Origin of the sequence: Burkholderia puraquae (assembly GCF_002099195.1) — a bacterium.
GTDB lineage: Bacteria > Pseudomonadota > Gammaproteobacteria > Burkholderiales > Burkholderiaceae > Burkholderia > Burkholderia puraquae.
This window is the reverse complement of the sequence record NZ_NBYX01000006.1, coordinates 187,124-206,096: the sequence shown is the minus strand read 5'-3', so window position 1 is coordinate 206,096 and position 18,973 is coordinate 187,124. Positions and strand designations below refer to the sequence as shown.

Sequence of the window (18,973 nt, the reverse complement as noted above, 5' to 3'; positions counted from 1 at the left end):
TTGACTAACCCGCTTGCCCCGCAGGCGTGAGCACGGCGAGCGGAATCAGTTCCAGACCGCGTGCAAGATGCGTCTGCAACAGCCGGTGGGTGAAGGGTTCGAATGCGCCGTCCGTCCCGTCGGCCGCGATCCGCGCGGCCGCGTCGAGCGATTCCGCCGCACCGAGATAGCGCCAGCCATCGATCACATGAAACAGGCGGCGCTCGCCGCTCGCCTCGAACGCAACGGCACCGTCGAACGGCCAGGGCGCACCGCCGGCACGGGCGGTGTCGGCCGCGGGGCGCCGGTTGTATGACGGACGCAGCCGGGCGATCCATTGCGCTTCGGTGAGCATCGCCCCCAGCTCGTTGCCGGTCTCTCGCCATTCGACACGCCGCACCTGCTGCGCCAGCCGCATTTCCTTCGACGAGCGACGCTCGCCCGTCAGCAGCGCGCGCAGCCGCTGCCGCACACGCACGCTGCGGCCGACATACAGCGGCGCGTCGTCCTCCCCGAACAGCGCGTACGCACCGCATCCGGCCGGTGCGGTATCGAGCCAGGCTTCGGTCAGGTCGCCGCCCAGACGGAAGTGGCGCGTCGTGCGTGCGATCTGGTCGCGCAACCGCTCGAGCGGCACGATGTCATGCAACTGGCGCCAGAACTGCCACAGGAGGTCGGCATCCGCCAGCGCCCGGTGGCGCGCAGCCGGTACGAGGCTGTGGCGTTCGATCAACGCGTCGAGCCCGTGTCGCGATTCACGCGGGAACAGCGCACGCGACAATCGCACCGTACACAGCACATCGGGATTGAATGCCAAGCCGGCCCGCTCGAATTCGGCCCGCAGGAAGCCGCGGTCGAAGCTCGCGTTGTGCGCGACGAAAAGCTTGCCGTCGAGCCGCTCGAACAACGCCGGCGCCAGCGACGCAAACGGCGGCGCGTCGCGCACCATCTCGTCCGAGATGCCCGTCAGTTGCTGGATGAACGGCGGAATCGACTGGCCCGGATTGACGAGCGTCGTCCACGTCGACACGCCGAGCGGGCCGATTTCGACCACGCCGATTTCGGTGATGCGGTGTTCGGCGGGCGAGCCGCCAGTGGTTTCAAGGTCGACGAAAACGAGCGGCTGTTCGCTGGCGGGATCGGACGGACGGCGAGAATCAGACATGAAAAGACTGGGAAACGATGCTTCCGTGAGTATGCACCGGCATCCGGGTTCGCGGCCAGCCCGAACCGGAATGTTCCGTCCCCGGAAAACAAAAAGCCCCCGCAATGCGGGGGCCGGACGTGATCGGCAATGCGTGGCGCGTCAGACCGCCTGGATATTCGCTGCCTGCTTGCCTTTCGGCCCGACTTTCACGTCGAACGAAACACGCTGGTTTTCCTTCAGCGTCTTGAAGCCGTCCATCCGGATTTCGGAAAAGTGCGCAAACAAATCTTCACCACCATTGTCCGACGTAATAAAGCCGAAACCTTTAGCATCGTTAAACCATTTCACGATACCGGTATCCATGTCTTCGTTCCCCACTCGTTTAGATCAAAAAAGCTATTTTTATAGCCGTTTCCCGAAATCCCGAAACATTGCGCCAGCACCAGCACCAGCACCAGCACCAGCACCAGCACGCCGCCCGAGGACGGAGTGCTGACTTTATAAATTGGACAATCCCGGTGCGTCAAGAAAATTTTTGATGGTCGCTTTATCAAAAAAACGCTAATGCCATTGGAATCGGTACACCATCACCTTTGATTAATTGATTCGCATCAAAAACCTGTCAACATTACCGGGATTAGAGCGTCGATAATCTCGATCATGAAATTCCTACCGGGGACAAATCGGCTCGGTAAAATCCTCGGGTTTTTTCCGGGTTGCGGAAACGCGGGGACGTTGCGATGCTCACTTAACGCCGGAAGGAAGGAGAAGGTCATGTGGCTGGACGGAATCAAGCGCTTCGCGAGCCGGCTCGGACGCGTACGCCGCAAGTCCCGCGCCCTGGCCGAGTCCGCGCGCGAAGCGCCCTGCGACACCGAATTCGATACGACCTGGCATGGCGATCACTGGCAGAACCTGCTCGCATCGCCTCTCGATGCCCGTCACTACGTGATGGAAGACTGGACATACACGCCGCCCCCGACCGAAGACAAGGAGACCGCGCCAGCGGCCAAGCGCAAGCGGCGCTCGCACGCGCAATAGCATGCGGAGCAGCGGGGCAAAAAAAAAGCGCGACTGGGAAGTCGCGCCGACAAAGGTTTGGAGATCTTTTCCGTCAACGAAAAAGTCTGCTTCGGAAAGCAGAGATCGCAGTATAGCGAGAGAACAACCTTTCATTATTCATGCTCCACACAAACCTCTATTGCCGATGTGTCAATAATCGCGCTACGACCGCCCTCGCCTGCCGCTGACTACCTGTCGCGATCGCGCAACACCCATTACGGAGTCCTGAGCGCCATTTTCTTTCGCTGCACCGCCGCAAACCCTTGATGGGTAATCGTTTGCGCTGCCTCGACGATCTTTGCGGATTCCAAAATATACTATTGCTTAAAGCGTAACCCTTCCCCGCTCCACGCACTCCGTACACTGCAAATGGCTTTTTGATAAGCGCACCGCCGCTCTGCCGGGCCGGTCGCAGCGTCAAGCAAAACATGCCAGTCAGCAGCAGGTTCGATCGACATCATCCTGTTTGGAGACAGATCCATGAAAAAAACCCTGATCGTCACCGCGTTGTCGGGTGTATTCGTTACAGCAGCCCACGCGCAAAGCAGCGTGACGCTCTATGGCCTGATCGATGCAGGCATCACCTACACGAACAATCAGCACGGCCACAGCGCCTGGCAGGAAACGAGCGGTTCGGTGAACGGCAGCCGCTGGGGCTTGCGCGGCACCGAAGATCTCGGCGGCGGCCTGAAAGCGATCTTCACGCTGGAAAATGGTTTCGGCATCAACAACGGCGCGCTGAAGCAGAACGGCCGCGAATTCGGCCGGCAAGCGTTTGTCGGCCTCGCACACAACAGCTACGGTTCCTTGACGCTGGGCCGGCAGTACGACAGCGTCGTCGACTACCTCGGGCCGCTGTCGCTGACCGGTACCCAGTACGGCGGCACGCAGTTCGCCCACCCGTTCGACAACGACAACCTGAACAACTCGTTCCGGATCAACAACTCGGTCAAGTATCAGAGCGCGAACTACGGCGGCCTCAAGTTCGGTGCGTTGTACGGGTTCTCGAACTCGACGGCTTTCGCGAACAACCGCGCCTATAGCGGCGGCGTGTCGTACAGCTACCTGGGCTTCAACTTCGCCGCGGCTTACTTGCAGCTGAACAGCGACGTGAACGCGCTCGCGCAGGCAGCGTCCGATCCGGGCGCGGTGACCGGCGACTGGACCTTCGCATCGCGCGTGCAGCGCACCTGGGGCGCCGGCCTGAATTACGGGTTCGGCCCGGCCACGGTCGGTTTCGTGTTCACGCAGACGCGCCTGACCGGCATCCGGGCGATCAGCGCGGGGCAGTCCGGCGTGTCCGGCGGCATCACGGGCCTCGGCGGAACCGCGCGCTTCAGCAACTACGAACTCAACGGCCGCTACGCGCTGACGCCGGCGCTGTCGCTCGCCGGCTCCTACACGTACACGCAGGGCCGCCTGGCCGGCGACAAGCCGACCTGGCACCAGTTCAACCTGCAAGCCGACTATGCGCTGTCGAAGCGCACCGACGTCTACCTGCAGGGCGAGTTCCAGAAGGTCAACAACGACGGCCTCGACCTCGGCGCCAACATCAACGGGCTGGGCGCCGCGTCATCGACCAACAAGCAGATCGCGGTCACGGCCGGCATGCGCCATCGCTTCTGAGCAACCGGCACATCCGTTCCACGCCGGATGACGAAGCGCCCCATCGGGGCGCTTTTTCTTTGCCAGGCCGCACCGAGCGCCGCTCAGGCGTTACCCGGCGCCGGGTAACGGACGTCGAGCACGTCGATCGGCTGCGGGCCGGCCGGCGTCATCAGCATGACGGTATCGCCGATCTTCGCCTTGATGAGCGCACGCGCGACCGGCGAAATCCAGCTGACGCAGCCGTGATCGAGATCGACCTCGTCGATCCCGACGATCGTGATCGTGTGATCCACGCCGTCCGGCGTCTCGTAATCGACCGTCGCGCCGAAAAAGACCTGATCGACATTCTCCTGCCGGCTCGCATCGACGACTTCGGCCAGATCGAGCCGCTTCGTCAGGAAACGGATGCGGCGATCGATCTCGCGAAGCCGCCGCTTGCCGTAGATGTAGTCGCCGTTCTCCGACCGGTCGCCGTTCGACGCGGCCCAGGACACGAGCCGCACGACCTCGGGACGCTCGACGTCGATCAGGTTCAGTAGCTCGTCCCTCAGCCGCTTGTGGCCGGCGGGCGTGATGTAGTTCTTCGCACCAGCCGGAATCGCGGGCTGGGCCTGGTCGAGATCGTCGTCGTCGCCGTCCGACTCTTTGACAAACGCCTTGTTCATGATGCGGATTCAACATGGATGACTGATGCTCCAAGGGTACACGAAGGGCGCCCCGGCAAGGCCGGGCAGAACAATTCGCGAATAAGGCTTCCCTTTTTATACAACCCTGCTATAATTTCGCTTCTGCGTGCGGCTGTAGCTCAGTTGGATAGAGTACTTGGCTACGAACCAAGGGGTCGTGGGTTCGAATCCTGCCAGCCGCGCCACTTTTTCCGAGGGCCTTCTGAACCGAAGGCCCTTTCAGTTCAAAGCAGTAGAAGTTTTGTTTTGCGTGCGGCTGTAGCTCAGTTGGATAGAGTACTTGGCTACGAACCAAGGGGTCGTGGGTTCGAATCCTGCCAGCCGCGCCACTTTTTTGGGGGCCTTCCCATCGCAGAAGGTTCCGACAGTTGAGAAGTACCGTTTTGCGTGCGGCTGTAGCTCAGTTGGATAGAGTACTTGGCTACGAACCAAGGGGTCGTGGGTTCGAATCCTGCCAGCCGCGCCACCTTAAAAGGGCTTTCCTCCGGGAAAGCCCTTTTTCTTTTCTGCCCCGCCTTCCCTCGCTCGCAGCACGGTTGGTTGCGTGGCGCCCCTTTTCGAAAGAACGTCGGCCACGCCGCACGTTCACGCCTCCAGCAGCACACATGAAAACGGCGGCCATTGGCCGCCGTCGATCGATCGCCCACTCGGGCAAGCGTCAATAATCCTGCCGCTCCCGCTCGATGCGCATGCCGCCGTCGTGACGTGCATGCACGCTGTCGTCGGTCGAGCGTTCGCGCATGATCCGCATCACATCCGGATTGGTTCGCACGCGCCGCATCACGTTCGCGAGATGCACGCGGTCGCTGACCTGGATCACGAAACGCAGCACCGTCGATTCGTGCGTCAGATCCTCGTCCATCGCGATATGCACGATGTTCGCGTCGGCCGACGTGATGTCTGCCGCCACGCGCGCAAAGATGCCCTTCGTGTTCTTCACGAGCGCCTTCACCGCGACATCGAACAGGCGGCCCGGCTGCGGCGCCCATTCGACGTCGATCCAGCGGCCCGGATCGCGGCGATGAATACGCTGCGCCACGCGGCAATCGGTCGTATGAATCGCCATCCCCAGGCCGATGCCGATGTAACCCATGATCGCGTCGCCCGGAATCGGGCGGCAGCACGCGGACAACTGCACGGACATCCCTTCGGTGCCGGTAATCACGACCGGCGGCGCATGGTGCGCGGGATGCCGCTCGGACTTCGGCAGATCGTCGTCAGCGTCGCGGCCGCTCATCAGCACCTCGATGCGCTTGGCCATTACCGCGGCCACGCGACGGCCGAGGCCGATGTCCGCGAAGATTTCCTGACGGCTCTTGTTGCCCGTCCACTGCACGAGCTTCTCCCACACTTCCGGCTCGACATCGGCCAGCGCGAGACCGTAGCCCTTCAGGCTCTGGTCGACCAGCCGCTCGCCAAGCTGCACCGACTCGTTCAGGCGCATCGTCTTCAGGTAGTGACGGATCGCCGAGCGCGCCTTGCCGGTACGCACGAAGCCGAGCCATGCAGGGTTCGGCTTCGAATACGGTGCGGTGATCACCTCGACGATGTCGCCGCTCTTCAGCTCGGTGCGCAGCGGCAGCAACTCGTTGTTGATCTTCACGGCCACACACTGGTTGCCGAGATCACTGTGGATCGAATAGGCGAAATCGAGTGCCGTCGCGCCGCGCGGCAGCGCCATGATCTTCGACTTCGGCGTGAACACGTAGACCGCGTCGGGGAACAGGTCGATCTTCACGTGCTCGAGGAATTCGCTCGAATCGCCGGCTTCGCTCTGGATGTCGAGCAGCGACTTCAGCCACTGGTGCGCGCGCTTCTGCACATCGCTGAGATCCGCGCTGCCGTTCTTGTACAGCCAGTGCGCGGCGACACCCGCTTCGGCGATCTCGTGCATCTTGCGCGTGCGCACCTGAAACTCGATCGGTGCGCCGAACGGGCCGACGAGCGTCGTGTGCAGCGACTGATAGCCGTTGATCTTCGGGATCGCGATGTAGTCCTTGAACTTGCCGGGCACGGGCTTGTACAGCGCGTGCAGCGCGCCGATGCACGTGTAGCAGTCGAGCGGGCTGTCGACGACGACGCGAAAACCGTACACGTCGAGCACCTGCGAGAACGACAGCTGCTTGTCGCGCATCTTGCGGTACACGCTGTAGATGGTCTTTTCGCGGCCGGTGATCTCGGCGTCGATCTTCGCATCGGCCATCGCACGCTGCGCGGCCTCGAGGATCTTGCTGATCACTTCGCGGCGGTTGCCGCGCGCGGCCTTCACGGCCTTCTCGAGCGTTGCGTAGCGATGCGGGTTGAAGTTCGCGAAGCTCATGTCCTGCAGCTCGCGATACGTGTTGTTCAACCCGAGGCGGTGCGCGATCGGCGCGTAGATGTCGAGCGTTTCCCGTGCGACGCGGCGGCGCTTTTCCATCGGCACCGCGCCGAGCGTGCGCATGTTGTGCAGACGATCGGCGAGCTTGACGAGAATGACGCGCACGTCGCGTGCCATCGCGAGCAGCATCTTGCGGAAGTTTTCCGCCTGCGCTTCCTCGCGGCTGCGGAACTCCATCTTGTCGAGCTTCGACAGGCCGTCGACCAGTTCGGCGACCTTCGGGCCGAACCGTTCGGCCAGCTCGCTCTTGGTCACACCCTGGTCTTCCATCACGTCGTGCAGGAGCGCTGCCATGACGGCCTGCGCGTCGAGCTTCCAGCCGGCGCAGATTTCCGCGACGGCGACGGGATGGGTGATGTAGGGTTCGCCGCTCTGGCGATATTGACCGAGGTGGGCTTCGTCACTGAAGTGGAACGCCGCCTTGACCTCTTTGATTTCTTCCGGAGGGAGATACTCGGCAAGCACCGCCGTCAGTTTCGCGATCGAAACGACGCCGTGCTTGCGAGGCTGCTCCGGTGTGGCGGTCGGCCCGAACAGATGCCGGAAGGACTGTTCGAGGACCGCGTCGATGTACTGGCGCGCAGGCGACTGGGCCGTGGCTTCGGTGGTCGAATCCGCGGAGGCGGACGATGGGGTGGTGCTCATATTCGCCTCCAGGTCGAGTCGTTGCGCGCGTGGATTACATGGCTGGAACGGGCCGGATGCGCGTTACACCGGCACCTTCTTCAGCATCTCGACGCCGACCTGGCCGGCAGCGATTTCGCGCAGCGCGACGACGGTCGGCTTGTCACGACTTTCGATCTTCGGCGTATGGCCTTGCGCGAGCTGCCGCGCGCGATAGGTGGCGGCGAGCGCCAGTTCGAAGCGGTTCGGGATTTGCTTCAGGCAGTCTTCGACGGTAATGCGAGCCATGTTGGTAATTCCTTCTGAATATAGTGCTTATTCTACCTTATGTCCCTCGTCCCCCGCGTCATTCCGCGTGGGGCAGATGGATGCCGAGCTCGATGAACAGCTCCGTGTGTCGCGCGTACTGCGAAGCAAAGCGCAGGCGCGTGGCCGCGACGATGCATTCGAGCTCCGCGAGCGCACGCTCGAAATTCTCGTTGATCACCACGTATTCCGCTTCCGACGCGTGCGCGATCTCGCTGCCGGCGGCAAGCAGGCGGCGCGTGATCACGTTCGGTTCGTCCTGGCCGCGCTTCTTCAGGCGCTCCTCGAGCGCGTCGAGCGACGGCGGCAGGATGAAGATGCCGACCGCGTTGCGGAACTGCTTCTTCACCTGCAGCGCGCCCTGCCAGTCGATCTCGAGCAGCACGTCGTGGCCGTTCTTCATCTGCTCTTCGATCCAGACGCGCGACGTGCCGTAATAGTTGCCGTGCACTTCCGCGCTCTCGAGGAATTCGTGCGCCGCGTGACGCGTGCGAAAATCCTCGACCGTCGTGAAGTGGTAGTGCCGGCCGTCCTGTTCGCCCGGGCGCGGCTTGCGCGTCGTGTACGAGATCGACAGGCAGATGTCCTGATCCTTCGACAGCAGCGCATTCACGAGCGTCGACTTGCCGGCACCCGACGGCGCGACGACCATGAACAGGTTGCCGGGATACACGCCGCCGTGCAGCGAATGCGACGCGTGGGCGTCGCGATGGGATTCGGTCATGTCAGCCTCCGCCGCGCCGCCCCAAGGAGGCTGACCGCCCCCTCGCGGGGCATCGAACGTAGTGAGCATGGGGGTTGTTTCATCTCTTTTACTCCAGGTTTTGCACTTGCTCGCGCATCTGCTCGATCAGCAGCTTGAGCGCCATCGACGCGTCGGCGAGTTCCTTCGCCGCCGCCTTCGAGCCCAGCGTGTTCGCTTCGCGATTCAGTTCCTGCATCATGAAGTCGAGACGCTTGCCGACGCGGCCGCCCTTCTCGATCACATGGCGCGTTTCGTTCAGGTGCGCAGTGAGCCGCGACAGCTCTTCCGCGATGTCGATCCGGATCCCGTACATCGTCACTTCCTGACGAATGCGCTCCGCGGCTTCCTCGCGCGTGACGATCGTCGAGCTGCCTTCGGGCGCCGCGATGCCGAGCGCCTCCTGCAGCCGTTCGACGATCTTCTGCTGATGCTTCGCGATCAGCTCCGGCACGAGCGGCGTGATGCGCGCGACGATCGCTTCCATCTCGGTGACGTTCGACAGCAGCATCGTCGCCAGCTGTGCGCCTTCGCGCGAACGCACGACGACGAGCTCGCCGATCGCTTCCTTGCCGCACGCGAGCACCGCCTCGCGGATCGCGTCCGCCGACACGCCGCTCTCGGCGATCACGCCGGGCCAGCGCAGGATCTCGCCCGCGCGCAGGCGGCCGACGCCCGGGAACGTGTCGAGCACCGAACGCTCGAGCTCGGCGAGCTGGCCGAGCGCCGACTGGTTCAGCGCGCCCGCGCCGATGCTCTGCTCGCCGCGCTGCAGGTTGATGCGGATGTCGACCTTGCCGCGCGACAGCTTGTTCATCAGCATTTCACGCAGCGCGGGTTCGCACGCGCGCACGTCGTCCGGCATCCGGAAATTCAGGTCGAGGAAGCGCGAGTTCACGGTGCGCAGTTCGACCGACACGCTGGTGCCGCCGTTGCCGGTGGCCGTCGCGAGTTCGCGCGTTGCGCTCGCGTAGCCCGTCATGCTGTAGATCATGGTTCGTCTCGCCGTCTGGGTGCCCTCGCGGGCGGGGATGTGTCGAGGCGCCCGGCGCATCGGAAAGCGCGGGGCGGGAAGCGCGCATTATCCCATTTTTGCACCCTACCCCGCCGGGCAACGCTGCCGTTCGGCGCTAAAATCGGGGTTTCCTCTCCCGTCCACGATTCCCCCATGACGTCTTCCCTGTCTCGCCCGAGCGGCCGTCGCGCCGACGAACTGCGCAAGGTCGCCCTCACGCGCCACTACACGAAACATGCCGAAGGCTCGGTGCTGGTCGAATTCGGCGACACGAAGGTGCTCTGCACCGCGAGCGTCTCCGAACGCGTGCCCGATTTCCTGCGCGACCGCGGGCAAGGCTGGCTGACCGCCGAATACGGGATGCTGCCGCGCGCGACGCATACGCGCAGCGACCGCGAAGCCGCGCGCGGCAAGCAGACCGGCCGCACGCAGGAAATTCAGCGCCTGATCGGCCGCGCGCTGCGCGCGGTGTTCGACCTCGAGGCGCTCGGCCCGCGCACGATCCACATCGACTGCGACGTGATCCAGGCCGACGGCGGCACGCGCACGGCGAGCATCACCGGCGCGTTCGTCGCCGCACACGACGCCGTGTCGAAGCTGATCGCGGCCGGCAAGCTCACGCGCTCGCCGATCACCGACCACGTCGCCGCGATCTCGGTCGGCGTGTACGAAGGCGCGCCCGTGCTCGACCTCGATTACGCAGAAGATTCGCGCTGCGACACCGACATGAACGTCGTGATGACGGGCGCCGGCGGCTTCGTCGAAGTCCAGGGCACGGCCGAAGGCGTGCCGTTCTCGCGCGCCGAGATGAACGCGCTGCTCGACCTCGCGCAAGGCGGGATCGCCGGGCTCGTGCAGCTTCAGAAAGACGTGCTGGGCGCCTGACATGCCGGACGACCACACCATTGCGCCGCTGTCGCGCATCGTTCTCGCGTCGAACAACGCCGGCAAGCTGCGCGAATTCACCGCGCTGTTCTCGACGGTCGGCATCGAGATCGTCCCGCAGGGCGACCTCGCGGTGCCCGAGGCGGAAGAGCCGTTCGGCACCTTCATCGAGAATGCGCTGACGAAGGCGCGCCACGCGTCGCGGCTCACCGGGCTGCCGGCGATCGCCGACGATTCGGGCCTGTGCGTGCGCGTGCTGCGCGGCGCGCCGGGCGTCTACTCGGCGCGTTACGCGCAGCGCGCGGGCCGCGACAAGGGCGACGCGGCGAACAACGCGTATCTCGTCGAGCAACTGCGCGGCGTCGACGACCGGCGCGCATACTATTGCTGCGTGCTCGCGCTCGTGCGCCATGCGGACGACCCTGAGCCGCTGTTCGCCGAAGGGCGCTGGGCGGGCGAGATCGTCGATACGCCGCGCGGCGACCACGGTTTCGGCTACGACCCGTATTTCTACCTGCCGTCGCTTGGCGCGACGGCCGCCGAACTCGAGCCGGCCGTGAAGAATACGCACAGCCATCGCGCGCTGGCGCTGAAGGCGCTGCTGGCGCGGCTCGCGGAGGAAGCATGAGCGCGCCCGATACCCGTTCGCCAACGGAGGTCGCATGAGCCAGGCCGCGGAAACCGGCGCACGCGTCGTCGCGACCTTCACGTCGCCCGGCCAGGTGCGGCTCACGTCGCTGCCGCCGCTCGCGCTGTACGTGCATTTCCCGTGGTGCGTGCGCAAGTGCCCGTACTGCGATTTCAACTCGCACGAGTGGAAGGGCGAACGGTTTCCGGAAACCGAGTATCTCGACGCGCTGCGCGCCGATCTCGAGCAGGCGCTGCCGCTCGTGTGGGGTCGGCAGGTGCATACGGTGTTCATCGGCGGCGGCACGCCGAGCCTGCTGTCGGCAGCCGGCCTCGACCGGATGCTGTCCGACGTGCGCGCGCTGCTGCCGCTCGACGCCGATGCCGAGATCACGCTCGAGGCGAATCCGGGCACGTTCGAGGCCGCGAAGTTCGCGCAGTTCCGCGCAAGCGGCGTGAATCGCCTGTCGGTCGGCATCCAGAGCTTCAACGAAACGCACCTGAAGGCGCTCGGCCGGATTCACGACACCGCGCAGGCGCGCACGGCCGTCGAGATCGCCGCGAAGAACTTTGACAACTTCAACCTCGACCTGATGTTCGCGCTGCCGAACCAGACGCTCGACGAATGCCGGACCGACATCGAGACCGCGCTGTCGTACGCGCCGCCGCATCTGTCGCTGTATCACCTGACGCTCGAGCCGAATACGCTGTTCGCGAAGTTCCCGCCGGTCGTCCCCGACGACGACGCATCGGCCGACATGCAGGAGTGGATCCATGCGCGCACGGCCGAAGCCGGTTACGGGCGCTACGAAGTTTCCGCGTACGCCAGGCCGAATCATCAGTGCAAGCACAACCTGAACTACTGGCGCTTCGGCGACTATCTCGGGATCGGCGCGGGCGCGCACACGAAGCTGTCGTTCCCGAACCGGATCCTGCGGCAGGCACGCTACAAGCACCCGGCAACGTTCATCGAGCAGGCGATGGCCGGCACGGCCGTCCAGGAAGAACGTGAAGTCGGCGCGCGCGACCTGCCGTTCGAGTTCATGCTGAACACGCTGCGGCTCGTCGAGGGCTTCCCCGTGCACAGCTTCGCCGAACGCACGGGCCTGCCGATGAGCACGATCGAGCCGGCACTGCAGGAAGCGGAACGGCGCGGGCTGATCGCGCGCGATTTCGCGCAGATTGCCCCGACGCCGCTCGGCCAGCGTTTCCTCAACGACCTGCAGGAATTGTTCCTGCGCGACGATTGATGGAATGAACATCGCGGCATTTCGGTTACAATGCCGCCTCGTGTGGAAGCGTGGCCGAGCGGTTTAAGGCACCGGTCTTGAAAACCGGCGACGGGAAACTGTCCGTGAGTTCGAATCTCACCGCTTCCGCCAGGAAGTTCGCCAAACCCCGTCCATTCACCGAATGACGGGGTTTTTTGTTGGGTCGCGCGCACCCTTCTCCCACGTTCCGACGCGTCACGCCGGATGCCGTTACAATCCGGCGCTCCGATTCGCGAAACGGGAAACCACGTCATGAAGCCTTTCATCGTCTCGTCGCTCGCCGCGCTGCTGGTTGCCGTCAGCACGCAGGCGACGGCCGATACTGCCGCCGGCGGCGACGCGCAGGCGTCGTGCGCAATCGCCTACGTGTCCGGCGTCGGCGGCTCGCCACGCGGCCTGAGCGAATACCTCGCGAGCCCGTCGCCCTACAACTACCTGAAGGACAACGACCTCCAGTGCAAGGTGGGGGACGACGGACGCACGTCGAACTGCACCGGCGTGACCTACCTCCGGAACGAACAGGTCAGCGTGTACGACGATTCCGATCCGGCGACGCTGACCGTCGTGGCACGCGTGGAGCTCGACCACGGCCAGAAATACCCGGTGATCATCGTCGTGCAGCGCAAGGACGCGCGCTGCAAACAATGATGCAGAGCCGCGCGCGAACCCGTCCGTCGAAACGGCACGGGCAATCGCCCGGGTCTCGCGCGGCACCTGAGCCGCGGGCACGGGCAGCGGCCCGTCGTCGCGCCGCGCCCCACCGCACCGGAAGCCTCCCGGCCGGCCGCTCGATCACCTAGAATTCGATCAACACGGCGACACGACCGCCGCCGCGTACTCGATGCCGCGCGCGCCACCCCTGCGCGCGGTACACGGAGATCGCCATGACCGAACTGTCGACACCGGCGGAACACGTCGATTACGAAGGCTTCGAGATCCATGTCGTGCCGGCCACCGTGCCCGGCAGCGACACGCGCTACACCTACACCGGCTACGTGTGCCATCCCGGCGCGAATCCCGCGTTGCCCGGCCATGCGGTGCCATTCCACGCGGACGGCGAGGAAAGCTTCGCGAGCCTCGACGAAGCCGTCCACGAAGCCGTGCACATCGGCAAGAGCATCATCGACGGCACGCACCCCGACCTGTCGATCCTGTCACTCGTCACGCACGGCTTCTGAACCGGGCGGCACGCATCACGGGCAATTGCGCGGGCGTCCGAAGCGGTGCTGCCCGCGGCAACCCGGTGCCCGGCCGAACCATCGCCGCGTGCCTGCGTGCCACTCGCGTTCCTCGCCTTTCTTTCAACCTTGCAACACGCACGCCGGGATGCATGCGGATGGCAGCCACGCGAGCGTGCTGTCACATGTCACGTCACATCGCGATGCACGTCCGCACGTCATCAGCGATCGCATCATCCGGCATCGCCCGTTATGCGTTTCTCCCGATATCGGCTCGCGTCCGTGCGCCTATCATTTTTTTATAGTCACTTCTGGCTAGCCTCCCATGCGCCCCCTTCCCCGTCCGCGCGTCGACCGGCTGCGTGCAGTCGCACTGGCCGTCGTCGCCATGCTCGCGGCGTGCACGATCACGCCCCCGCCGTCGCTGCACTCGGTCCTGACGATTCCGTCGATCACCCGCAGCGGCAACCTCGCCCAGTACCGCGTCGAAGTCGCGCAGCGTGTCGCCGAACGCAATCCGTCCGGCCTGCTGCACGGCACGCCGCAGGCGATGCTCCGTTCGCTCGTCGTCGTGGCCTTCACCGTCGATGGCAGCGGCCGGCTCGTCAACGCGTCCGTCTATCGCAGCAATGGCGACAGCGAGGCGGAAGCGCTCGCGCTCGCGTCGCTGCGCCGCTCGGCGCCGCTGCCGCCGCCGCCATCGCGACTGCTCGACGGCAACGGCCGGCTCGAATTGATGGAAGGCTGGCTCTTCAACGACGACGGCCACTTCCAGTTGCAAAGCACCGCGTCGGCGCAGGCACAATCGATCGACTGATCGCTCGCTGCACCGCGATTGCCGGTGCGCGGCGGCGCTGGCTATAATTTTCCGCAATCGCGCGGCCATCACGCCGCGCGCGCGTTCGCGCGCCCCACCCGGCATGCGAGCCGACCACGCCGGCACCGGGCGGCGGCGACGTACCCGTCTCCATCGTCGACCGGCGGGTGACGTCCGCGCCACGGCGCACGTTCCACGCCGCCACCGCATCATCCGCTCGGCTGCCCCCGGCAGGTGTCCGCCTGCCCGACCGCACGCCCAGCCGACCGCCCCAACGACAAAACGGAGACATCCATGTCCGCATCCCCCCCGACCGTTGCACACGCAACCGGTTCGGCCGGCGCCGTCAGCCACCGGCGCATCGTGTTCGCGAGCTTCATCGGCACCGCGATCGAGTTCTACGATTTCTACGTGTATGCCACCGCCGCCGCGCTCGTCATCGGCCCCGTCTTCTTCCCGCACGGCTCCGCGACCGCCCAGGCACTATCCGCGTTCGTCACGTTCGGCATTGCATTCATCGCCCGCCCGATCGGCTCGTTCCTGTTCGGACACTTCGGCGACCGCATCGGCCGCAAGTCGACGCTCGTCGCGTCGCTGCTCGTGATGGGCGTGTCCACCACCGCGATCGGCTTCGTGCCCGGCTACGACGCAATCGGCACGCTCGCGCCGGTGCTGCTGTGCGTGCTGCGCTTCGGCCAGGGGATCGGCCTCGGCGGCGAATGGGGCGGCGCCGCGCTGCTCGCGACCGAGCACGCGCCGCAGGGCAAGCGCGGCTGGTTCGGCATGTTCCCGCAGCTCGGACCCTCGGTCGGCTTCCTGATGTCGAACGGCCTGTTCTTCGCGCTCGCGCTGTCGCTGTCCGACGAGCAGTTCCGCAGCTGGGGCTGGCGCATCCCGTTCCTGGTCAGCGCGGTGCTGGTCGCGCTCGGCCTGTACGTGCGCCTCAAGATCACCGAAACACCCGCGTTCCAGGCTGCGCTCGACCGCAACGAGCGCGTGCGCGTGCCGGTCGCGACACTCATCACGCAACACTGGCAGCCGACCTTGCTCGGGGCGCTCGCGATGGTCGTCTGTTACACGCTGTTCTACATCTCGACGGTGTTCTCGCTGTCGTACGGCGTGTCGGCGCTGCATATTCCGCGCCAGAGTTTTCTCGGCCTGCTGTGTTTCGCGGTCGTGTTCATGGGGCTCGCAACGCCGCTTTCCGCATGGGCGTCGGACCGCTTCGGCCGCAAGCCGGTACTCGTCGTGGGCGCGATCGCCGCGCTGCTGTCGGGTTTCGCGATGGAGCCGTTGCTCGGCAGCGGCTCAATGCCGCTCGTCGCGCTGTTCCTGACGATCGAGCTGTTCCTGATGGGTGTGACGTTCGCGCCGATGGGCGCGCTGCTGCCGGAACTGTTCCCGACCAACGTCCGCTACACGGGCGCGGGCGTCGCGTACAACCTCGGCGGGATCCTCGGCGCGTCGATCGCGCCGTATATCGCGCAACTGCTGGCAGCGCGCGGCGGGCTGTCGTGGGTCGGCGGTTATGTCTCGGTTGCGGCGGCAATCAGCCTGATCGGCGTGCTGCTGATGCGCGAAACGCGCGACGCGTCGCTCGTCTGAGACTCCGGGGCGACCCGGGTTGTGCGGCGGCCGGCTCTGCCTATACTCGATCCTGGGTGCGCCGCTGCGCGCCCCCGGGCCCGCCCCGAAGGAGCCGCCGCCATGAACATCCGCCTCGGCAATGCCGATCTCGTCCTGATCCTCGCGCTCGCACTGGGTGGCGCGCTACTGCTCGCGCTGCGCTTCCGGCCGAAGACGTGGCGTGGCCTCGTGTTCGAGGCGCTGCTGGCGAATCTGGCGGCTATCGCCGCCGTCGTCACGGTCGAGGCGCTGCTCGCCTGAACCGGCCGGCCCCGCTTCGTCAGGCGGTCAGCCGCGCGCGCAGCGCGCCGTAGGCCGGACCGACCGCATCGATTGCGTCGAGTGCCTCCCCGACCGACGGCATCGTACCCGGCTCGCCGATCGACAGTGCATTCGGCGCGCCGCCGATGCCGCAATGGTGCCGCGAGGTCGCGACGAAAATCATCACGGTCGGCCGCTGCAGCGCGTGCGCCATGTGCACGAACCCCGTGTCGACCCCCACCACGAGCGCAGCCCGGCCGAGCGCCGCGCCGAGCTCACGCACTGTCATCGCCGGCAGCACGACCGCCCCCGGCGCGCGCGCAGCGATGTCCTGTGCATCGTCATGCTCGGCAGCCGATCCCCACGGCAACAGCACGCGCACGCCACGCGCCATCATCTGCGTGGCGAGCGCGGCCCAGTGGTCGGCCGGCCATTTCTTGTCGGGGTTGGACGTCGCATGGAACAGCAGCATGAACGGTGCGCCGTCGGTCACGGCCGCCGGCAGGTTCACATCCTGCGGCGGGACGATGCCGTACGTAGCGATGCCCTCGGGCGCGTAACCGAGCGCCTCGCCCGCGCTCACGCGCATCCCGTGCCAGGCATCGCAGTCCGGCCGCGGGCCGAAGCGATGCGAATACGCGAAGCGTGCGCCCGTTTCGCCGAGATCCTGCGTCTGGTAGCCGACGCGGCGCGCGGCGCGCGCCAGCGCCGAAATGATCGCGCTCTTGTAGACGCCGTGCAGGTCGATCACCGCATCGTAGCGGTGCCTCCGCAATGCGCCGATCGACGCCGAGATCGCCTTCAGGTCGCCGCGATTGCGCAGTTTCTTGAAGCGGCGCAGCGGCGCGCAAAGGACATTGCTGACGCCAGGATGCCAGCGCACGACCTCCGCGCACGACTCGTCCACCGCCCAGTCGACCGTTACGCCGGGAAAGGCGCGATGCAGATCCGCGACGACGGGCAACGTCTGGACGACGTCGCCGAGCGACGTCACTTTCACGATGAGAATACGTTTCACGATGTGTGGGGATAGACCGACCAATCTGGCATGCTAACGATGGTTACATGCGCAAACATTACGTGAACATTACTTTTGCAACAAAATGCGTCTCCTTTCGGGAATATTCTCACGCTCCACCTGCATCCGGTTCTTTTTATAATTCGGTCTTTGCCTTCCGGCCCGCGTCGATGCCACGCCCCGCCCTTCCCGCCCTGTTTCCCGCACTCACCCGTCGCTCGCTGCGAATCTGGCGCCAATATGGCGTTTTCTGGCTCGGCGCAATCGTCGTCGGCCTCGCGGCCGTACTTTACGCGCGGCTGATCGACTGGGGCTACGAGACCTTCCGCACGATGCGCGATCACGCCGCGTGGCTGCCGCTGCTGCTGACGCCGACCATCGCCGCGGTGTCGGTATGGATCACGCGCCGCTTCTTCCGCGGCGCCGAGGGCAGCGGCATCCCGCAGGTGATCGCGACGCTGCATGCGCGCCCGAGCGCGTTCGGCTCCCGGCTGCTGACGCTGCGCATCCTGTTCGGCAAGGTGCTGGTTTCGTTCCTCGGCATCCTGGGCGGCTTCACGATCGGCCGCGAAGGGCCGACCGTGCAGGTCGGCGCGGCGCTGATGTTCAACCTGCGGCGCTTCTACCCGCGCTCGAACGCGCAGATCGAACGCCAGTTGGTACTGGCCGGCGCGGCGGCCGGGCTGTCGGCCGCGTTCAATACGCCGCTCGCCGGGATCGTGTTCGCGATCGAGGAGCTGACGCGCAGCTTCTCCGCACGCGCCAGCGGCGTGCTGATCACCGCGATCATCCTCGCCGGCGTCGTCGCGCTCGGCCTGAACGGCAACTACACGTATTTCGGCACGATCGATGCCGGCCCCCATTTCCCGAAACTGCTGGCGCTCGCCGTACTGGTCACCGCGATCGTGACGGGGATCGCAGGCGGCCTGTTCTGCTGGCTGCTGCTCAACACGGGGCGCTGGCTGCCCGCGCAACTGCTCGGCCTGTATCGCGAGCGGCCGATCGCGTTCGCCGCGCTGTGCGGCTTTACGATTGCCGTCGTCGGCCTCGTATCGGGCGGCACGACCTTCGGCAGCGGTTATGCCGAGGCGCGCGGCCTGCTCGACGGCAGCCAGCACCTGTCGGTTCTCTACCCGTTCCTGAAGATGATCTCGATGGTCGCGTCGTACTTGCCGGGCATCCCGGGCGGGATCTTCGCACCGTCGCTGTCGATCGGCGCCGGGTTCGGCAACCTGCTGCACGTCGTGTTCAGCAACATGAGCCTGCCGATGCTGATCGCGCTCGCGATGGTCGGCTATATGGCAGCCGTCACGCAGTCGCCGATCACGTCGTTCGTGATCGTGATGGAGATGATCAACGGGCACGCGCTCGTGATTTCGCTGATGGCCACCGCGTTGGTGTCGAGCCGCGTATCGCGCTTTTTCGCGCCGCCGCTCTACGAAACGCTCGCCCAGCGCTATCTCGCGCCGCCCGTCGCAGCCGCGGAACCGGCTGCGGCAACCGCAGCGACGGTGGCCACCAATGTCACCGAGCCGCAGGATGCGACCGCCGCGCCCGCCGATCCGCTCGATACGCTGCGCGACGAAGGCGGCGAAGTGCCGGCCGCCGCCGCACCGGTCGAAGGCGCAGCGCATGCGCCGGCGCCGCACGACGACGGGCCGGCTGCGGCCGGTACGAACGGCCCGGCGCAGCCCGGCCCGCGAGATACTCAGTAGATCACGACGGGCGCCGGCCGGTAGTA

The 18,973-nt window shown here is 65.6% G+C and carries 20 protein-coding genes and 4 tRNA genes; 15 read left to right on the top strand and 9 right to left on the bottom strand.

Translation table 11 applies throughout. The features are described from left to right. Nucleotides 1–4 precede the first annotated feature (4 nt). The 3 genes from B7G54_RS14680 to B7G54_RS38590 all read right to left on the bottom strand — a co-directional run bounded on the left by B7G54_RS14680 (nucleotide 5) and on the right by B7G54_RS38590 (nucleotide 1,653). A complete protein-coding gene (locus B7G54_RS14680; RefSeq protein WP_085039714.1) occupies nucleotides 5–1,144 on the bottom strand; it encodes an exonuclease domain-containing protein in 1,140 nt (379 codons plus the stop codon). 141 nt (nucleotides 1,145–1,285) lie between these two features. After that, entirely contained in the window at nucleotides 1,286–1,489 is a 204-nt protein-coding gene (locus B7G54_RS14675; RefSeq protein ID WP_006476615.1) for a cold-shock protein, read from the bottom strand. After that, the gene (locus B7G54_RS38590) at nucleotides 1,471–1,653 is read right to left on the bottom strand and encodes a hypothetical protein (RefSeq protein ID WP_133059166.1); all 183 of its coding nucleotides are present in this window, start codon (nucleotides 1,651–1,653) and stop codon (nucleotides 1,471–1,473) included. Before B7G54_RS38590 ends, B7G54_RS14675 begins: the two co-directional genes overlap by 19 nt. A gap of 247 nt (nucleotides 1,654–1,900) precedes the next feature. On the opposite strand from B7G54_RS38590, the gene B7G54_RS14670 reads away from it, so the two are divergent. Together B7G54_RS14670 and B7G54_RS14665 are read left to right on the top strand one after the other, a co-directional pair. Further along, nucleotides 1,901–2,167 (top strand): hypothetical protein, encoded by a 267-nt coding sequence (locus B7G54_RS14670; RefSeq protein WP_085039713.1) that lies wholly within the window; start codon nucleotides 1,901–1,903, stop codon nucleotides 2,165–2,167. A gap of 501 nt (nucleotides 2,168–2,668) precedes the next feature. Beyond that, entirely contained in the window at nucleotides 2,669–3,814 is a 1,146-nt protein-coding gene (locus B7G54_RS14665) for a porin (RefSeq protein ID WP_085039712.1), read from the top strand. An 83-nt stretch (nucleotides 3,815–3,897) separates the two neighbouring features. Here the strand turns inward: B7G54_RS14665 and greB are convergent, their stop codons facing one another. Continuing rightward, complete coding sequence (gene greB, locus B7G54_RS14660) at nucleotides 3,898–4,461, bottom strand: transcription elongation factor GreB (protein ID WP_085039711.1); 564 nt, start codon at nucleotides 4,459–4,461, stop codon at nucleotides 3,898–3,900. Between the two features lie 129 nt (nucleotides 4,462–4,590). Between greB and B7G54_RS14655 the strand changes: the two genes are divergently transcribed. From B7G54_RS14655 to B7G54_RS14645, 3 genes are all read left to right on the top strand, one after another. Continuing rightward, a tRNA-Arg gene (locus B7G54_RS14655) sits at nucleotides 4,591–4,667 on the top strand. Between the two features lie 67 nt (nucleotides 4,668–4,734). Next, nucleotides 4,735–4,811, top strand: a tRNA-Arg gene (locus B7G54_RS14650). A gap of 60 nt (nucleotides 4,812–4,871) precedes the next feature. After that, nucleotides 4,872–4,948 (top strand) — tRNA-Arg (locus tag B7G54_RS14645). Nucleotides 4,949–5,140: 192 nt separating this feature from the next. Here B7G54_RS14645 and B7G54_RS14640 read toward each other — a convergent pair. The 4 genes from B7G54_RS14640 to B7G54_RS14625 all read right to left on the bottom strand — a co-directional run bounded on the left by B7G54_RS14640 (nucleotide 5,141) and on the right by B7G54_RS14625 (nucleotide 9,528). Continuing rightward, nucleotides 5,141–7,507 (bottom strand): RelA/SpoT family protein, encoded by a 2,367-nt coding sequence (locus B7G54_RS14640; RefSeq protein WP_085039710.1) that lies wholly within the window; start codon nucleotides 7,505–7,507, stop codon nucleotides 5,141–5,143. A 63-nt stretch (nucleotides 7,508–7,570) separates the two neighbouring features. After that, nucleotides 7,571–7,774 carry a DNA-directed RNA polymerase subunit omega gene (gene rpoZ, locus B7G54_RS14635; RefSeq protein WP_006025620.1) on the bottom strand — a complete coding sequence of 68 codons (204 nt, stop codon included), beginning with the start codon at nucleotides 7,772–7,774 and terminating at the stop codon, nucleotides 7,571–7,573. Between the two features lie 58 nt (nucleotides 7,775–7,832). Beyond that, nucleotides 7,833–8,516, bottom strand: coding sequence for a guanylate kinase (gmk, locus tag B7G54_RS14630; protein ID WP_085039709.1), 684 nt, complete (start codon nucleotides 8,514–8,516; stop codon nucleotides 7,833–7,835). 88 nt (nucleotides 8,517–8,604) lie between these two features. Then, on the bottom strand, nucleotides 8,605–9,528 hold the full coding sequence (locus tag B7G54_RS14625; protein ID WP_043181767.1) for a YicC/YloC family endoribonuclease: 924 nt from the start codon (nucleotides 9,526–9,528) through the stop codon (nucleotides 8,605–8,607). Nucleotides 9,529–9,702: 174 nt separating this feature from the next. On the opposite strand from B7G54_RS14625, the gene rph reads away from it, so the two are divergent. From rph to B7G54_RS14575, 9 genes are all read left to right on the top strand, one after another. After that, nucleotides 9,703–10,434 (top strand): ribonuclease PH, encoded by a 732-nt coding sequence (gene rph / locus B7G54_RS14620; RefSeq protein WP_085039708.1) that lies wholly within the window; start codon nucleotides 9,703–9,705, stop codon nucleotides 10,432–10,434. A 1-nt stretch (nucleotide 10,435) separates the two neighbouring features. Next, the gene (rdgB, locus tag B7G54_RS14615; protein ID WP_085039707.1) at nucleotides 10,436–11,062 is read left to right on the top strand and encodes an RdgB/HAM1 family non-canonical purine NTP pyrophosphatase; all 627 of its coding nucleotides are present in this window, start codon (nucleotides 10,436–10,438) and stop codon (nucleotides 11,060–11,062) included. Nucleotides 11,063–11,096: 34 nt separating this feature from the next. Beyond that, nucleotides 11,097–12,311, top strand: a complete 1,215-nt coding sequence (gene hemW, locus B7G54_RS14610; protein ID WP_085039706.1) for a radical SAM family heme chaperone HemW — start codon at nucleotides 11,097–11,099, stop codon at nucleotides 12,309–12,311. 44 nt (nucleotides 12,312–12,355) lie between these two features. Then, nucleotides 12,356–12,443, top strand: a tRNA-Ser gene (locus tag B7G54_RS14605). A 141-nt stretch (nucleotides 12,444–12,584) separates the two neighbouring features. Further along, nucleotides 12,585–12,980, top strand: coding sequence for a hypothetical protein (locus B7G54_RS14600; protein ID WP_085039705.1), 396 nt, complete (start codon nucleotides 12,585–12,587; stop codon nucleotides 12,978–12,980). A gap of 236 nt (nucleotides 12,981–13,216) precedes the next feature. Further along, nucleotides 13,217–13,510: a hypothetical protein gene (locus tag B7G54_RS14595; RefSeq protein ID WP_046545146.1), complete on the top strand. Its 294-nt coding sequence runs from the start codon at nucleotides 13,217–13,219 to the stop codon at nucleotides 13,508–13,510. A 325-nt stretch (nucleotides 13,511–13,835) separates the two neighbouring features. Continuing rightward, a complete protein-coding gene (locus tag B7G54_RS14590) occupies nucleotides 13,836–14,327 on the top strand; it encodes an energy transducer TonB family protein (RefSeq protein ID WP_085039704.1) in 492 nt (163 codons plus the stop codon). Nucleotides 14,328–14,621: 294 nt separating this feature from the next. Further along, nucleotides 14,622–15,932, top strand: coding sequence for an MFS transporter (locus B7G54_RS14580; RefSeq protein ID WP_085039703.1), 1,311 nt, complete (start codon nucleotides 14,622–14,624; stop codon nucleotides 15,930–15,932). Between the two features lie 102 nt (nucleotides 15,933–16,034). Continuing rightward, a complete protein-coding gene (locus tag B7G54_RS14575) occupies nucleotides 16,035–16,214 on the top strand; it encodes a hypothetical protein (protein ID WP_021164136.1) in 180 nt (59 codons plus the stop codon). Nucleotides 16,215–16,233: 19 nt separating this feature from the next. Here B7G54_RS14575 and waaC read toward each other — a convergent pair whose 3' ends face one another. Further along, entirely contained in the window at nucleotides 16,234–17,232 is a 999-nt protein-coding gene (gene waaC / locus B7G54_RS14570) for a lipopolysaccharide heptosyltransferase I (protein ID WP_085039702.1), read from the bottom strand. A 170-nt stretch (nucleotides 17,233–17,402) separates the two neighbouring features. Here waaC and B7G54_RS14565 point away from each other — a divergent pair, with 170 nt between their 5' ends. Next, nucleotides 17,403–18,947, top strand: a complete 1,545-nt coding sequence (locus tag B7G54_RS14565) for a chloride channel protein (protein WP_085039701.1) — start codon at nucleotides 17,403–17,405, stop codon at nucleotides 18,945–18,947. Nucleotides 18,948–18,973: the final 26 nt, after the last annotated feature.

Coding starts and splice junctions, on each gene's coding strand:
- B7G54_RS14680 (WP_085039714.1), bottom strand. CDS start 1,144: ATGTCTGATTCTCGCCGTCCGTCCGATCCCGCCAGCGAACAGCCGCTC.
- B7G54_RS14675 (WP_006476615.1), bottom strand. CDS start 1,489: ATGGATACCGGTATCGTGAAATGGTTTAACGATGCTAAAGGTTTCGGC.
- B7G54_RS14670 (WP_085039713.1), top strand. CDS start 1,901: ATGTGGCTGGACGGAATCAAGCGCTTCGCGAGCCGGCTCGGACGCGTA.
- B7G54_RS14665 (WP_085039712.1), top strand. CDS start 2,669: ATGAAAAAAACCCTGATCGTCACCGCGTTGTCGGGTGTATTCGTTACA.
- greB (WP_085039711.1), bottom strand. CDS start 4,461: ATGAACAAGGCGTTTGTCAAAGAGTCGGACGGCGACGACGACGATCTC.
- B7G54_RS14640 (WP_085039710.1), bottom strand. CDS start 7,507: ATGAGCACCACCCCATCGTCCGCCTCCGCGGATTCGACCACCGAAGCC.
- rpoZ (WP_006025620.1), bottom strand. CDS start 7,774: ATGGCTCGCATTACCGTCGAAGACTGCCTGAAGCAAATCCCGAACCGC.
- gmk (WP_085039709.1), bottom strand. CDS start 8,516: ATGACCGAATCCCATCGCGACGCCCACGCGTCGCATTCGCTGCACGGC.
- B7G54_RS14625 (WP_043181767.1), bottom strand. CDS start 9,528: ATGATCTACAGCATGACGGGCTACGCGAGCGCAACGCGCGAACTCGCG.
- rph (WP_085039708.1), top strand. CDS start 9,703: ATGACGTCTTCCCTGTCTCGCCCGAGCGGCCGTCGCGCCGACGAACTG.
- rdgB (WP_085039707.1), top strand. CDS start 10,436: ATGCCGGACGACCACACCATTGCGCCGCTGTCGCGCATCGTTCTCGCG.
- hemW (WP_085039706.1), top strand. CDS start 11,097: ATGAGCCAGGCCGCGGAAACCGGCGCACGCGTCGTCGCGACCTTCACG.
- B7G54_RS14600 (WP_085039705.1), top strand. CDS start 12,585: ATGAAGCCTTTCATCGTCTCGTCGCTCGCCGCGCTGCTGGTTGCCGTC.
- B7G54_RS14595 (WP_046545146.1), top strand. CDS start 13,217: ATGACCGAACTGTCGACACCGGCGGAACACGTCGATTACGAAGGCTTC.
- B7G54_RS14590 (WP_085039704.1), top strand. CDS start 13,836: ATGCGCCCCCTTCCCCGTCCGCGCGTCGACCGGCTGCGTGCAGTCGCA.
- B7G54_RS14580 (WP_085039703.1), top strand. CDS start 14,622: ATGTCCGCATCCCCCCCGACCGTTGCACACGCAACCGGTTCGGCCGGC.
- B7G54_RS14575 (WP_021164136.1), top strand. CDS start 16,035: ATGAACATCCGCCTCGGCAATGCCGATCTCGTCCTGATCCTCGCGCTC.
- B7G54_RS14565 (WP_085039701.1), top strand. CDS start 17,403: ATGCCACGCCCCGCCCTTCCCGCCCTGTTTCCCGCACTCACCCGTCGC.